General features: G+C 43.5%; 12 protein-coding genes. 8 read left to right on the top strand and 4 right to left on the bottom strand.

Annotation, left to right across the window (positions count from 1 at the left end; genetic code table 11):
* Nucleotides 1-58 precede the first annotated feature (58 nt).
* Nucleotides 59-1,171, bottom strand: coding sequence for an endonuclease/exonuclease/phosphatase family protein (locus DDR33_RS00710; protein WP_109413842.1), 1,113 nt, complete (start codon nucleotides 1,169-1,171; stop codon nucleotides 59-61).
* Nucleotides 1,172-2,028: 857 nt separating this feature from the next.
* On the opposite strand from DDR33_RS00710, the gene DDR33_RS00700 reads away from it, so the two are divergent.
* The 4 genes from DDR33_RS00700 to DDR33_RS00685 all read left to right on the top strand — a co-directional run bounded on the left by DDR33_RS00700 (nucleotide 2,029) and on the right by DDR33_RS00685 (nucleotide 5,399).
* Nucleotides 2,029-2,439: an OsmC family protein gene (locus DDR33_RS00700; protein WP_109413840.1), complete on the top strand. Its 411-nt coding sequence runs from the start codon at nucleotides 2,029-2,031 to the stop codon at nucleotides 2,437-2,439.
* Nucleotides 2,440-2,585: 146 nt separating this feature from the next.
* On the top strand, nucleotides 2,586-3,962 hold the full coding sequence (locus tag DDR33_RS00695; RefSeq protein ID WP_109413839.1) for an ATP-binding protein: 1,377 nt from the start codon (nucleotides 2,586-2,588) through the stop codon (nucleotides 3,960-3,962).
* Nucleotides 3,963-3,979: 17 nt separating this feature from the next.
* A complete protein-coding gene (locus DDR33_RS00690; RefSeq protein WP_109413838.1) occupies nucleotides 3,980-4,363 on the top strand; it encodes a response regulator in 384 nt (127 codons plus the stop codon).
* Nucleotides 4,356-5,399 (top strand): adenylate/guanylate cyclase domain-containing protein, encoded by a 1,044-nt coding sequence (locus DDR33_RS00685; RefSeq protein WP_202913621.1) that lies wholly within the window; start codon nucleotides 4,356-4,358, stop codon nucleotides 5,397-5,399. Before DDR33_RS00690 ends, DDR33_RS00685 begins: the two co-directional genes overlap by 8 nt.
* 21 nt (nucleotides 5,400-5,420) lie before the next feature.
* Here DDR33_RS00685 and DDR33_RS00680 read toward each other — a convergent pair whose 3' ends face one another.
* The gene (locus DDR33_RS00680) at nucleotides 5,421-6,296 is read right to left on the bottom strand and encodes a YitT family protein (protein WP_109413836.1); all 876 of its coding nucleotides are present in this window, start codon (nucleotides 6,294-6,296) and stop codon (nucleotides 5,421-5,423) included.
* The gene (locus tag DDR33_RS00675; protein WP_109413835.1) at nucleotides 6,286-6,882 is read right to left on the bottom strand and encodes an HD domain-containing protein; all 597 of its coding nucleotides are present in this window, start codon (nucleotides 6,880-6,882) and stop codon (nucleotides 6,286-6,288) included. The genes DDR33_RS00680 and DDR33_RS00675 overlap by 11 nt, the downstream gene beginning before the upstream one ends.
* 94 nt (nucleotides 6,883-6,976) lie before the next feature.
* Here DDR33_RS00675 and DDR33_RS00670 point away from each other — a divergent pair, with 94 nt between their 5' ends.
* The 4 genes from DDR33_RS00670 (at nucleotide 6,977) to DDR33_RS00655 (ending at nucleotide 12,769) form a co-directional block, all read left to right on the top strand.
* Nucleotides 6,977-7,990 (top strand): alpha/beta hydrolase, encoded by a 1,014-nt coding sequence (locus tag DDR33_RS00670; protein WP_202913620.1) that lies wholly within the window; start codon nucleotides 6,977-6,979, stop codon nucleotides 7,988-7,990.
* 34 nt (nucleotides 7,991-8,024) lie between these two features.
* The gene (locus DDR33_RS00665; RefSeq protein WP_109413833.1) at nucleotides 8,025-9,092 is read left to right on the top strand and encodes a tetratricopeptide repeat protein; all 1,068 of its coding nucleotides are present in this window, start codon (nucleotides 8,025-8,027) and stop codon (nucleotides 9,090-9,092) included.
* Nucleotides 9,093-9,189: 97 nt separating this feature from the next.
* Nucleotides 9,190-11,982: an outer membrane beta-barrel protein gene (locus DDR33_RS00660; RefSeq protein ID WP_109413832.1), complete on the top strand. Its 2,793-nt coding sequence runs from the start codon at nucleotides 9,190-9,192 to the stop codon at nucleotides 11,980-11,982.
* Nucleotides 11,983-11,989: 7 nt separating this feature from the next.
* A complete protein-coding gene (locus DDR33_RS00655) occupies nucleotides 11,990-12,769 on the top strand; it encodes a GLPGLI family protein (protein WP_109413831.1) in 780 nt (259 codons plus the stop codon).
* A gap of 4 nt (nucleotides 12,770-12,773) precedes the next feature.
* On the opposite strand, the gene DDR33_RS00650 is transcribed toward DDR33_RS00655, so the two are convergent.
* Nucleotides 12,774-14,018, bottom strand: coding sequence for a sensor histidine kinase (locus DDR33_RS00650; RefSeq protein ID WP_109413830.1), 1,245 nt, complete (start codon nucleotides 14,016-14,018; stop codon nucleotides 12,774-12,776).
* Nucleotides 14,019-14,046: the final 28 nt, after the last annotated feature.

Here is a 14,046-nt window from a genome sequence, read left to right as displayed (position 1 = left end):
TATTTATTATTACAGTACAAATGTAAGAAAAATCATTTACACTGAAAAAGTTTTGCGGTTATAATTCGGTATCGGCCAGAACAGGATAGTGGTCAGAGAGCTTCTGAGCGATAATATGATGATAGCGTATGTTAAACTGTGAGCTCGCCAGGATATGATCGATTTGGTATTTTAACAATCCCCTGTAATAAGTCACCGGAAAAAAGCCGCTTCCTTTCTCAGCGAATGCACTTTTCATGCCCCGGGCCATTTGCCGGAATGCAAATGAGGAAGGTGGGTCATTAAAATCGCCGCATATGAGATAAGGATAAGGGCATTTTGCCGCATCATCTTTAACTAATTTTACCTGCTCGCTCCTGGCTAAAAATGCGCGTTTTACTTGTCCTGCAATTCTTTTAGAGGGCCTGATGTTGTCTTCTTTGCCCTTCACAAGACTGCTTATATAATTAAGCTGCTCGTTACGCAGCCTGATAGATTCGAGGTGGACGGCGTAGACTCTGACTGTTTTCCCGTCTATCAGGATATCGGCAAATATACATTGATTCCCACTGGGCTGATCTGAAAAAGCAATCATACCTTTTCCGGTAATAGGGTATTTTGAAAAAATAGCCATTCCCCTGTCGGGCGCTTCCAGTGGCTGAAAGAACGAATAAGGGGTCTGAAGGTGTTTTTTTATGGTGCCTATTCCTTTCGTAGTGTCTCCTGAAATGATGGCAAACTCCTCAAGGCAAACGACATCAGCTGCTGACGATTTTATTAATGATAACATACTGGCCTGGGATTCTTCAGCGGGACTATCATAAATATCCTGAAAATAATGAATGTTCCAGGTAAGAAGCCTCAATGCACCCGGGGATGCTTTTGCTGCCAGTGGCGAAGACGGTTTTAAACTGAAGGTGTCCGACGCAATATTCCAGCCCAGCAGCAAGGCCAGTAAGGGTGCCAGGCTAATCCATTTATTGCGCCGGATAATATTCAAAATGAGAAATGCAAAATTCACCAGGAAAAGAGGCACATAAGCCAGTCCGGCGAAAGCGGGAATCCAGAAAGTATTAGGATCGATGTTTCCTGCGAAATCGCTTACTATCAGTGCAATGGCAGCAATAACTGTCAGGATGGTGATAGTCTTTGTGAAGAAATTATTAAACTTGTATTGTTTCTTTTTTTTCATTGCCAAAATTTCAACAAGAAAAGCAAATTTTTACAAAGGAGCAAATATTAATTAACGCCGTTGTGTGGAAATTGGGTTGCGAAAGGTGTTATGTGCAGTCTCTGATTCTGGTATTAAGCTGGCTGAATGCATTTGACCTGGAGGTAAAATACATTAAAAATAAAACGCAGATTAAATCAGTTGTAGCAAGCTCGCGTTTAAATGATCTGGCAGTTTAAAAATTAAGCCCCTGATGGGCAGGAGCTCAAACTAACCAATTATAAACCTAAATTATTGAAAGGAGTTGCAGGAGAAGGATTCGAACCTCCGAAGCTTTTGCTTCACCTGATTTAATATCTTCCTGTAGTTTTTTTCTTTGTTGATACAAATATAGTAGTTAATTATTGTTTTGTCAAGTAATTTTTTAATAAAAATTGATTTTAATTTAATTTTTTACAACATATGTGGTTTTTTTCGGCAATTTAGATGTGTATTTTATGGGTTAAGTTCATTTTTGACTCTTTTTCTTTAATTTTTATTTAAAATTTTGTGTTTTATAGTTGATGAATAGCCTACTGTGGTGTATTTTTTAATTTTTTTCTGTATTTGAATGTTAAAAGTAGCATAGATCCATTAAGAAGTGCAGGGAAAATGTTCGTGAGGATGATCGGGACATCGTCCTTCTGGAAACCATAATATGTCTATAATGAGTTGCCGGTTAGCATGACAAGAAAAAGAGGTAAAGATACCAGCCACAAGACCGATAATTTGATTGGTGTCTTTCATTGTTTTAGATGTTGTAAAAAAACTAAAGCTATACTCCTTTGTTTTGCTAAGGTTGAAACAGAGGGAAAATACCCGTAAAAACTAATTAAATCATGATCAGAAATGCAACTGCTGTCTGGAACGGATCCGGAAAGGATGGAAACGGACATTTGAGTACTCAAAGTACGGTATTAAACAACACGCAGTATTCTTTTAACTCCCGCTTTGCGGAGGGTATCGGGACCAACCCGGAAGAGTTGGTGGCTGCAGCGCATGCCGGATGTTTTACTATGAAGTTAAGTTTTGTTCTGAATGAAAAAGGTTTTACAGCCGACCAGCTGACTACAACCTGTAAGATCACTTTTGAAAATGGCGCGGTTACCAAATCTCATCTGATTGTAGAAGGGAAAGTTCCGGATATCACGGAGGAGCAATTCCAGGAAGCAGTAAAAGATGCTGAAGAAAATTGCCCTATTTCAAAACTTTTGGATACGGAAATTAGTTCTGAAGCCAAGCTGATTTGATTTTTACACTGGATGTCTCCATTCTGCCGGAGGCATCCATACCTTATCAGGAAAAAGGCATACCATTCCCGGGTAAATTGCTTTCTGTTATACTTCTTTGAAAGAAAAGGATAGTTTGAAAGGAGATTTTAATTACTTTTAGATCCATGTCGCTATTCCCTTTTCTGACAATCTTATTTCTTGTTCAATACCTCAATAAGAAACTGAAAGGATCTTCCGTTTATCCGAAATGGAAAGATATCTTCCTGATTGTTCAGTTTATTATTGTTGCATTGCTGGTTGTTGAAGCAGTTACGTCTTCAAGACCCTGGTTTAACTGGATCTGGAATTTTCTTCTGTTCGTCAGTATCGGTGCTGTACTGAAGGTACATGAGTTCAGAAAGGCCAGGCCGGTAATTGTTGCTGTCTTACCGATGTTTTTCGTTGCCCTGGTTGAAGACTCTGTTAAATTGCTTAACCGGGATTTTTATGAAAGATGGGATGACTACTTTTCAGCAGCAACGTTCTTTGCGGTTGTCTGGTTGCTGGCGTTTGTGTTTATTATCCGGAAACAGCAGAAAGCGCAGGAACAGGAACTCCTCAGGAGATTGGCTGAAGATGCGCAGAACAGGATCATTGCGGAGCGGAAAGCCGCACTGGAGATTGAGGTGCAGGAGCGAACCGGCGAGCTTCTTGCACAAAAGGAAGAGCTTGAAAAAATAGTGCTGCAGCTGCAGGCGACGCAAACTCAATTGGTACAACAGGAGAAACTTGCTTCGTTAGGAGAGCTAACAGCAGGAATAGCCCATGAGATACAAAATCCCCTGAATTTCGTTAACAATTTTGCGGAAGTGAGTGCAGAACTTCTGGAGGAGTTAAAAGCAGGGCCTTTACAAAATATCTCTGAGAGCGATAAAGAATATGCCGATGAAATCCTCCAGGATCTGAAGCAGAATCTCAGCAAAATAGTTTTCCATGGGAAAAGGGCTGACGGTATAGTAAAGGGAATGCTTATGCACTCCCGGACTAATACAGGGAAGAAGGAACCGACTGATATTAATGCCCTTGCGGATGAATATTTGAGATTAAGTTATCATGGCCTCAGGGCAAAAGATAAATCCTTTAATTCGGCTATGCATACCGATCTGGATCCCTCGGTAGGAATGGTTGAAGCCGTACCGCAGGATATAGGGAGGGTATTGCTTAATATATTTAACAATGCTTTCTATTCTGTATCAGAAAAGAAAAAGATACAGCCGGAGACGTACGGCCCTGCTGTGTGGGTGTCGAGCCGGAAGATCGTTTCGGAAAATGGGACGGAAATGCTGGAATTAGTGATCAGGGACAATGGGATGGGTATTCCCGAAACTGTGCTGGAAAAGTTGTATCAACCTTTCTTCACCACAAAGCCTGCTGGACAGGGCACCGGTCTTGGGCTTTCTATTAGCTATGATATCATCACAAAAGGACATAACGGCGAGATGAAGGTCGACTCGAAAGAAGGTGAATTTGCAGAGTTTACCATCCTGCTTCCGCTGGCTTAAAAACAATTAAAAGGAACATGAAGATACTGGTAGTTGATGACGAGGCCGATGTGCAACCTCTTTTTACGCAATTGTTCAGGAAAGAAATACGAAAAGGAGAGGTGGAGTTGAACTTTGCACTCTCCGGTGAGGATGCCCTGTCTTTTCTTACCACAGGCATTTCAGAAGTTGTATTGATTCTGTCGGACATCAATATGCCCGGCATGAGCGGTCTTGAGCTATTGCAGAATATAAGGGAACAGCATCCTCTGGCACCTCCCCTCGTGATGATGATCACAGCATACGGCGACCCCGAAAACCTTCAGCGGGCGCTGGATTTGGGTGCTGACGATTTTCTTACCAAACCGCTTGATTTTAATAAACTGAAGGAGAAAATAAGGAATATAGAATATAATGGCTAAAATATTAGTGGTAGACGATGAAACAGATCTCGAACTTCTTATTAAACAGAAGTTCAGGCGAAAGATAAGAGAGAAGGTATACGACTTTGTTTTTGCAAACAATGGGGTGGAAGCCCTGAGTGCACTGAAAGAGCATCCGGATATCGATATTATTCTCAGTGATATCAACATGCCGGAAATGGACGGCCTCACCCTGCTTACTAAATTACCCGAAGCAAGTCCGTTCACAAAGGCTGTAATGGTATCCGCATATGGAGATATGGAAAACATCCGTACAGCAATGAACCGGGGTGCCTACGATTTTATCTGCAAACCGGTCAATTTTGACGATCTGGAGGTGACCATGGAAAAGACGGTTCAGCATGTGAACCAGTTAAGACAAACAATAGAGGCTATAAGAGAAAACAATATTCTCAGAATGTATGTCGACGAGAATGTCCTTAGCTTTATGACCCATAGAGAATTTGAGAATTCCCTGCTTTCAAATGAGAGTATTGAAGCTTCTGTAATGTTTGTAGATATCTGCGGCTTTACAGCGATCACAGAGAATGTCCCGGCCAATACGGTAGTAGAATTGGTAAATCGCTATTTTGATTTGATTGTAAAGGAAATAATTGCTCAGTCAGGGCAGGTAGACAAATTTATCGGTGATGCAGTGATGGCGATATTCCGCGGAGAATATCATCTTGACAGGGCAATTGAAGCTGCATTATCTGTAAGAGACCAGTTGAAAAACGCAGAAGAGATATCTTACGGGGATAAGAAGTTTAAAGCGGCGGTTTCGATCGGTATCAATTCCGGAGAAATGATATCGGGAAATATAGGGTCGGCCTCCCTCAAGCGGCTGGATTATACCGTCATTGGAGATGCTGTTAATGTGGCACAGCGGCTTCAGTCGGCAGCGCGGGCCGGACAGATCGTGATAAGCGAAAAGGTTTATCGCCAGGTAAACGAGTCGTTCAAATGTAACGAGGTTGGAGAGGTTGTTCTGAAGAACAAAAGCGCTCCGGTGATGATCTACGAGGTGCTCGAATAATTTTAGCGCGTGAATCACCTGCTAATGTCTTTCTTTCCTGGTCAGCACCCCGCCAGCAGCTTCTTTTATGGTATTGGTAAACACGAACGCCTTGGGATCTACTTTATGTACCAGGTTTCTCAGCCTGCGTACTTCAAGCCGCGTTACAACCGTGAACACGATATCACAGGGCTGACTGATGTTGTAGGTTTCTTTCAGAAACCCTCTTTCTCCCTTATAAACCGTTATCCCTTTTCCCATTTCAAGGACCAGCCGTTGTTTTATGTTCTCACTTTCTCCTGATATAATAGTAACGCCGGTGTATTCTTCAAGACCTTCGATAACAAAATTTATCGTTCGCGAAGCCGTGTAATAAGTGAGGACTGAATACAGGGCAGTCGGAAGACCCAGATGCACTGCTGCAATCAGGAAGATGATGATATTTATTCCCAGGATAATTTCGCTGATGGTAAAGCTGCTTCTTTTCAATGTATAAAGGGCCAGTACCTCAATACCATCAAGAGCAAAGCCTCCGCGCATGCACAGTCCGACGCCGATTCCCATAAAGACGCCTCCGAAGATCGAGATCAGTAATTTGTCGGATGTAATAACCGGGTAAGGTACTACAAGGAGACAGATCCCAAGTCCAATGACACAGGCAAGCGTTTTCAACGCAAATTTTCTGTTTACCTGGAATGCAGCAGCTACAATAAAAGGAAGGTTGGCAATGACTATTACTATCGCGATATTAATGTGGTACAACTCATGGATCAAAAGAGATATTCCGGTGACACCTCCGTCGAAGAACTTATTCGGTACCAGGAAGCCCTGTAAAGCAAATCCACAAAATAATATACCCGAGATAGCATAAATGAAGTCTGTTATGACTGGCGAAAAGCGGCGGCCGTTATCTTTCATTGATTGTGTTTGGTGTTTTTGATTTTAATAAGTTGAGATGTGCTGTTTTTTTTTCTTCCCTCTGTTGTATGGATGTCCTGGTAAAATAGTGGTGTTTCCTTAGAAAGCTGATCTGCTGAAGATCCCATTGCTGCCGGGTAAGCCGCGGGTTAATGCTGCGAAGTTCCTCGTAAAGCCTTTCAGAAATAATGAAAAAGTCGTCTCTTCCCAGGTAATCCAGATCAGCATCACAGATAATCTCCGAAAGCAGATCTCCGGGTTTTTGCGGAACCTTTGTTGCCATAATCAGCCTGCAGATAGTTTCAATATCTGCCGGGGGATATCCGAAAGCAGGCAGCATGTCTTTTGCAAGACTACAGGATTTTTCTTCATGATTTTCCGGGCCGGATAAGAATCCTGTATCATGAAAAAGAGCGGCTGCCTGAAGCAGGGAGATTTCGGTCTCATCGAGTCCCTCCCCTCTTCCGATCATTTTCACTGCACTGACCACGTCTTCTGTATGGCCGGCATTGTGATAAGTCAAATGACCGGAGAGCTCATTTTTCAGCTTATTTAGAATAAATGCCTCCGCCTCTTTAAATTGCATGCCTGTTAAAAACTGAATTGCTAAGATATTAAATCTTTCAATTTAAAGACTAAAAAATGCCTTTGCGCGCCATACACGTATAATGTTGCTTATTATGAAGATATTTCCGGCTGGTAAACGAATGAAACTGTTCTGTCTTTTTTTGGGATTTTACCTGCTGGCTCCCGTGGTGAAGGCGCAGATGACTGCCGGTTTAACAGGTAAGCCGGATACCAGCTTTACCAACTACAGTGCATTTAAATCAGCAAAGAAAAAGTATCCTCAGATCAGACTGGTGGAAGAGCAGCCTTCCGCGGATGTAAAGGAAGAAAGGAATATAGTATATTTCAGGACTGGAGGTATAGAGCTTCGGCTGGATGCTTTTTATCCCGCAGGGGGAAGAAAGGCAGGAGGAATTCCCGCCGTCTTAATTATCCACGGCGGCGGATGGAGAAGCGGAAACAGGAGCCAGCATATTCCTCTTGCGCAAAGGCTTGCGGCTACAGGCGTAGCATGTTTTACAGCAGATTACCGTCTTTCGACCGTGGCCCGTTATCCCGCTGCTGTTTACGATCTGAAAGAGGCAGTACGCTGGATCAGGAAGAATTCGCGGAAATATCATATTAACCCGGAAAAAATAGCAGCATTAGGTTTTTCAGCAGGTGGAGAGCTGGCTGCCTTTCTGGGGGTTACCAACGCTGATAAGCGGTTCGAAAACCCTGACGGGAATAAAAAGGTTCCAGCCGGCGTGAATGCCGTCGTCGATATTGACGGAACACTCTCTTTTGTTCATCCCGAATCAGGCGAAGGAGATGATACTAAATCTATTTCGGCTGCTACTTACTGGTTCGGCTATAAGAAGGCAGAAAAGCCGGAGCTCTGGAAAGATGCTTCTCCTTTAACGCATGCGGGAAAGCCCAGCCCTCCTTTTCTTTTTATCAATAGTTCGGTCGACCGGATGCATGCCGGACGTGACGATTTCCGCAAAATATTGCAGTCCTTTAATGTGTACTCAGAAGTGCAGTCATTTCCGGATTCTCCTCATACGTTTTGTTTGTTTGAGCCCTGGTTTGACCCCACTTTGAACTACATCTCGTCCTTCCTGGATAAAGTGTTCGGTATGAAATGACAATAATTCCGTTTTGATTCTCAAATTCCTTAAAATGAAATATAGCACCTGTCTTCTCTTCTTCCTTCTTTTTGCCTGCTCCTGCGTCTTCTCCCAGACAAACATCGAACGCGCTGCAAAGAAAGGCGATCAGGCTATTGAATTAATGGACAGCGGCAAGGCCGATGAATCTCTTCAGCTTCTTAAAGAATGCATGCAGCTCGATCCGGGGAATATTATTTATCCCTATGAATCGGCTTATGCATATTATCTGAAGAAAGAGTATGCAAAAAGTATAGAGATTCTGACCGCGCTGCTGGTTCATAAGGATTGTTTCGGAAGGGTTTATCAGCTGCTCGGTAATTCATACGACTTGAATGGCGACAGGGGAAAGGCTGTCAGTACGTATGAAGAAGGAATAAAAAAGTTTCCTTCTGCCGGAGAGCTCTACCTGGAGCGGGCAAATATGGAGTTAATGCAAAAGCGGTATACGCAGGCACTGCCTTATTACGAGAAAGGTATTGAGATGGCACCCGGGTTTGCGTCAAACTATTACTGGGCTTCAAAGATATATTGCGGCTCTACCGAAGAAGTAAAGGGGATGATCTATGGGGAAATCTTCATGAATATTGAGCGTAACAGCGACAGGACTGCAGAGATCAGTAAGCTGTTGTTTGATACTTACAAAAGTGAGATCAAACTGATGCCCGATAGTTCTTACAGTGTAAGTTTCAGTAAAAGTGCTGCAATTGATATGGGTAATTTCAACAGCGGAAACAAGATGAAGCTTCCGTTCGGTATGGGCGCGTATGAGCCTTTGCTGCTGCTGGCCCTGAAAAACGAAAAAACGATCGACATTAATTCGCTCGACAGGATCAGGACGAGCTTCATGGAGAGATATTTTAACGACTCCTTTAACAAAGCATATCCTAATGCACTTTTTGACTACCAGAAACGCATTGCTGATGCAGGACATTTCGAAGCTTACAACCATTGGCTGCTACTGAAAGGCGACGAAATCACGTTTAATTTCTGGCTTGCAAGGAACAAGGTAAAATGGGACGGTTTCATGCAATGGTTTGCTGCCAACCCGATGAAGCCTGTAAAATCGCCGCAGTTTTAAAATATTGTTGGTGAGTGTTTTAAAATCTGTTAATAAGTGTTAAACATTTTGGTGACTAAGAAATTAGTTATACATTGGCGTCAGAAAAACCAATGTAATGTTAGCCAAAAAAATTCTCCTGAGCCTGTTTTTTTTGCTGCCAGCCTGTCTGTCCGCACAAAGCGGCTTTTCCGTCAAAGGCGTTGTCGGCGATACCGCCTCCTCAATCAAATTGCTTAATACCTCGGTAAGCGTGTTAAGAGCTAAAGATTCTGTTCTTTGCAAGTTCACCAGGGCATCCCGCGAAGGGGCCTTTTCTATCTCCGGTTTGCCGAAAGGTAAGCTTATCCTGCTGGTAACCTATCCCGGTTATGCTGATTATGTAGAGCATTTTATCCTTGACTCAACTAAAAGAGAGATCGATTTCGGTAATATTAACATGATCCTGAAGTCGACCCTGCTGCAGGACGTGATTATAAAAGGGAAGGCCGTTGCCATTAAGATAAAAGGGGATACCACCGAGTACAATGCCGGGAGTTTCGAAATTCAGCCAAACTCTAAGGTGGAAGACTTGCTCAAGCAGTTGCCGGGAATCCAGGTTGACCAAAGCGGGAAGATAACCGCACAGGGGCAGACGGTTCAGAAGGTGCTCGTAGACGGGGAAGAATTTTTTGGTGACGACCCCACACTTGTGACTAAAAACGTGAGGGCCGATATGGTGGATAAGGTGCAGTTGTACGACAAAAAGAGCGATCAGGCAACCTTTACCGGGATAGATGACGGAGAAAGGACCAAGACTATAAACCTGAAATTAAAGGAAGATAAGAAGAACGGATTTTTTGGAAAGTCGGATGTAGGAGGGGGCAATGACCAGTTCTACGAAGGACAGGCCATGTTTAATGCCTTTAAGGGTAAGAAGAAGTTTGCAGTATATGGAACCATCTCGAATACCGGGAAGACCGGTCTGGGCTGGAACGACAACACAAAATACGGAGCTGCTTCGAATGTCGAGTTTACAGATGACGGCGGGATTATGATTATGGGCGGCGGTGGGGATGAGCTGGATTCTTTTGACGGACGGTATAACGGCGAAGGGATCCCCAGTGCAAAGAATGCAGGAGCTCATTACGACAGTAAATGGAATAACGACAAACAGTCTGTCAATGCAAATTATAAAATAGGGTCGCTTGGTGTAGAGGGTTCAAAGGATGTCCTTTCACAGAAAAATCTGTCGGATGGTGTGATCCTCGGTAACTCCAGCCAGTTATTTGATAATTTCGTCACCCGCCAAAAACTGGATGTTACCTACCAGGTGAAGTTTGATACCACCTCTACTTTAAGGGTATCCGTTGACGGTACCGCAAAGAGAAATGAGACCCGGACCAATTATGCTTCTTTCAACAGGAACGGGGACGAAATGATGCTGAACGATGAAAACAGGAGGGTTACGAACAACGGTGATAGTAAGGTTTTCAACGCCAGTGCGCTCTGGACCATGAAGTTTAGAAAAAAGGGCAGGACACTCTCGCTGAATCTTAACGGCTCGATTAACCAGAACGATAGTAAAGGTTTTTTGGCTTCCCGGATCAGGTACTATAAAAACGGGGATTCCACAGGTGTAAGAGATATTGATCAATATAAAACAGGCGATGCTGATAACGAGTCATTTAGGGGCAATCTGACCTATACAGAACCCCTTGCGAAAAATTTTTCTGTTGTATTGAACTATGGGTTTTCGGGCAACAGCAATCAATCAGACAGAAGGTCTTTTAACCTGTCTACTGATGGAAGATACGACCAGTTGGATACCGCATACAGTAATAACTATACCTTCAATCAGTATTCTAACCAGGGAGGGATGATCTTTAACTACAGGAAAGGGCAGAAAACGACCGTCAACTTCGGCAGCCGCGTTTCAGCAGTGAACTTTAATCAGAAAGACGAATATAGGGGTTCCCGGTTTAAACGGAGTTTCACAAACTGGATGCCTGAAGCAAGTCTTCAGCATAGGTTCTCCCAGCAGCGTTCGTACCGGGTAAGCTACAGGGGAAATACTAACCAGCCGGGAATCAGCCAGATCCAGCCTTTGCGTGAAAATACTGATCCTCTGAATGTGACAGAGGGGAATCCAGACCTGAAGCCTTCTTTTACGAACCGTTTTGATATGAACTATAACTCCTACAAAGTGCTGACAGAAAGATCTATCTGGATCAGCGGGTCCTACGGTTTTACGATGGATCCTATTGTGAATAACTCTGTTATAGACTCCTCCGGAAACAGCATCTACAGGTCGTTCAATCTCAAAGACAAGAATTCTACCAACATGTATCTCAGTGCTTATTTCGACCGCAAACTAAAAAAACTTGGGGTCAATGCGGGCCTTAACTTCTATGTAAGTGGTAATACGAGCTATAATTATATAAACAGCGCCCTCAACAAAACCAACTCATATAGTTATTCAGGAGGGATCTCCCTGTCAAAATATAAAGAGAAGAAGTACCAGTTCAATGTATCATTTAACCCTAACTATAACATCAGTGAATCTTCCCTTCAGAAGAACTTAAATAATAATGGGATGGGATATTTCTCGCGGGGGGAGTTTATGGTTTATCTGCCCTGGAAACTGCAATTGTCATCTGACGGGAATTATGAATACCGCGAGAAGACAGAGTCCTTTAACAGCGATTTCAGGCGCTTTATCTGGAATGCCTCTTTAGACAAAACGTTCACCAAAAAGGACCAGTTGCGCTTATCTCTTAAAGGGTATGATTTGCTGAACCAGAATAAAGGGTTTGACCGCTATGCTTCAGGGACTTCCCTGACGGAAACAAACTATACGAATATCAGAAGATACTTTATGCTGTCGCTTATCTGGGATTTTAACAAGATGGGCGGAGCTCCTAAACAATAGAAATATCATGAAACAGAAAATAATTATTCTGAGCTTGTTTTTACTGGTGAGCTGCAATATATGTTTTGCCCAGTATGTACGATTTGTTACGGATGGGGTGATTGAATTTGAAAAGAGCGTGAATATGTACGCCCTGATCAAAAAAGACATGGCAGACAACGCCGGGGATTCATTCTGGCAACAGGCTTACGAGCAATATGTAAAAAGCCAGCCTCAGTTTCTTAAGATGAAAAGTACGCTGACCTTTTCGAAAAATATCACGTTGTTTAAACCTGCGGAAGAGCAGGAAGGGAACCAGCGGCTTTGGTCGAACGATCCGATGGTGAAGCAGAACAATTCCGTATACTCCAACCTGTCGGCCGGAACCAGCATTATTCAGAAGCATGTGTACGAAGAAACCTTTCTTGTTAAAGACAACATTCGCAGGATCAACTGGAAGATAACGGATCAAACGCGGGAAATAGCGGGCTATCAATGCCGCCGTGCCAACGCTCTTATTCTCGATTCCATTTATGTGGTGGCCTTTTATACAGACAAAATTCCTGTGTCGGGTGGCCCTGAATCTTTCTCCGGCCTGCCGGGTATGATTCTGGGAGTAGCTCTTCCGCATGAGAACATCACCTGGTTTGCCACGAAGGTAAGCGACCAGTCTGTGCTGCCTAATGCACTGGCAGCCCCTGCCAAAGGGAAGCAGGTAAACTCCATGCAGTTGAGGGAAACCATCATGTCGGCATTAAAAGACTGGGGAAACTATGCAAAGAAAGCGCTTAAAGCCTTTCTGCTATAGGGCGTCAGATGGTGAACCAGAATGTTGAGCCTTTACCCGGAGTACTGTTTACCCCTATCGTGCCGCCGTGCTGTTTTACTATCTGAGATGCAATATACAGACCTAGGCCCACGCCCTGGAAATACTGGGACGTATCTTCCACACGGTAGAAGCGGTCGAAGATCTGTTTGGATTTTTCCTCCGGAATGCCAATCCCATGGTCGGTTATCTCAATCTTTACTGTGTCATTTTCCGAAGGCTTAAGAGAAATGATTACCAGTTTATTCCCTGGTGAATATTTGAACGCATTGGTAAGCAGGTTGCATATTACCTGGTCCAGCCGGCTCCTGTCTGCAAGAACGGTCAGATGCGGATCTCCGTCTATTCTGATGGAGTGTCTGCTGTCCATGATTCTGAATTGGTCAGCACAGTCTTTTATCATTTCCATCAGGTTAAAACTGGTCTTGTATAGTTCCAGCTGTCCCGATTGTATCCGCGATACATCCAGAAGGTCGTTGACAATATGAGAGAGTTTGTCTATCTGTCTGACGGCCTTAGTTACAAATGGCGACAGGTCTTTCAGGCTCTGCTCCTTAAGGGCAGCTCTTTCCAATAACTGCAGGCATGCTTTTACACTGGTAACCGGTGTTTTTAGTTCGTGGCTGGCAATGCTGATAAACTCATCTTTTTTAGCCATGAGATCTTCAGCCGCTTTTTTATGTATCTGGAGATGACGGGTCTCTTCTTCTGCTTTTTTTCGCTCGCAGATTTCAGCTTCAAGCTGGTCTACTGTTCTCAGGTTAAAAATCATTGGAAGTGCTTTATACAGGGCGAAAACGGTGCTGATTGATACCGCTGCCGTGGCAAAGCGGACAAGTGCACTCAGCCTGTAAGCCGGCCACCAGAAGATCACCGCATCAAGGAAGTGGCTTGTCCCGCAAAGGAAGATAAATGCACTAAACAACCACAGCATTTTTGGAAAGGGAAGGTCTTTCCTCTTGCTGATAATACGGTAGAGAAGGAATGGAATAGCAAAATATGCAGCCCAGATAGCGAAGTCCGACAGAATATACAGCCAGCCATGAAAGTCGCTCCAGATTCCGCAATGCCATCTGGCAGGCCAGCTGTCGGTATTAAATATATGAGTAAAAAATTCTTTTAATTGTCCGCTTAGATCCGCTTTTTGATGATGATCCGGCTTTTGAGGTATACCACAAACAGAAATGCAGGCGTTTGGCTGCTGAGTAAGTGCCCCACTATTTACAATCATATGCGTTAATTAGATTTACCCTTATACG

Origin of the sequence: Pararcticibacter amylolyticus, assembly GCF_003130405.1 — a bacterium.
Classification (GTDB): Bacteria; Bacteroidota; Bacteroidia; order Sphingobacteriales; family Sphingobacteriaceae; genus Arcticibacter; species Arcticibacter amylolyticus.
Note: the sequence above shows the minus strand (reverse complement) of the source record. Positions and strands in the feature narration are given on the sequence as shown.

Coding starts and splice junctions, on each gene's coding strand:
- DDR33_RS00710 (WP_109413842.1), bottom strand. CDS start 1,171: ATGAAAAAAAAGAAACAATACAAGTTTAATAATTTCTTCACAAAGACT.
- DDR33_RS00700 (WP_109413840.1), top strand. CDS start 2,029: ATGATCAGAAATGCAACTGCTGTCTGGAACGGATCCGGAAAGGATGGA.
- DDR33_RS00695 (WP_109413839.1), top strand. CDS start 2,586: ATGTCGCTATTCCCTTTTCTGACAATCTTATTTCTTGTTCAATACCTC.
- DDR33_RS00690 (WP_109413838.1), top strand. CDS start 3,980: ATGAAGATACTGGTAGTTGATGACGAGGCCGATGTGCAACCTCTTTTT.
- DDR33_RS00685 (WP_202913621.1), top strand. CDS start 4,356: ATGGCTAAAATATTAGTGGTAGACGATGAAACAGATCTCGAACTTCTT.
- DDR33_RS00680 (WP_109413836.1), bottom strand. CDS start 6,296: ATGAAAGATAACGGCCGCCGCTTTTCGCCAGTCATAACAGACTTCATT.
- DDR33_RS00675 (WP_109413835.1), bottom strand. CDS start 6,882: ATGCAATTTAAAGAGGCGGAGGCATTTATTCTAAATAAGCTGAAAAAT.
- DDR33_RS00670 (WP_202913620.1), top strand. CDS start 6,977: ATGAAGATATTTCCGGCTGGTAAACGAATGAAACTGTTCTGTCTTTTT.
- DDR33_RS00665 (WP_109413833.1), top strand. CDS start 8,025: ATGAAATATAGCACCTGTCTTCTCTTCTTCCTTCTTTTTGCCTGCTCC.
- DDR33_RS00660 (WP_109413832.1), top strand. CDS start 9,190: ATGTTAGCCAAAAAAATTCTCCTGAGCCTGTTTTTTTTGCTGCCAGCC.
- DDR33_RS00655 (WP_109413831.1), top strand. CDS start 11,990: ATGAAACAGAAAATAATTATTCTGAGCTTGTTTTTACTGGTGAGCTGC.
- DDR33_RS00650 (WP_109413830.1), bottom strand. CDS start 14,018: ATGATTGTAAATAGTGGGGCACTTACTCAGCAGCCAAACGCCTGCATT.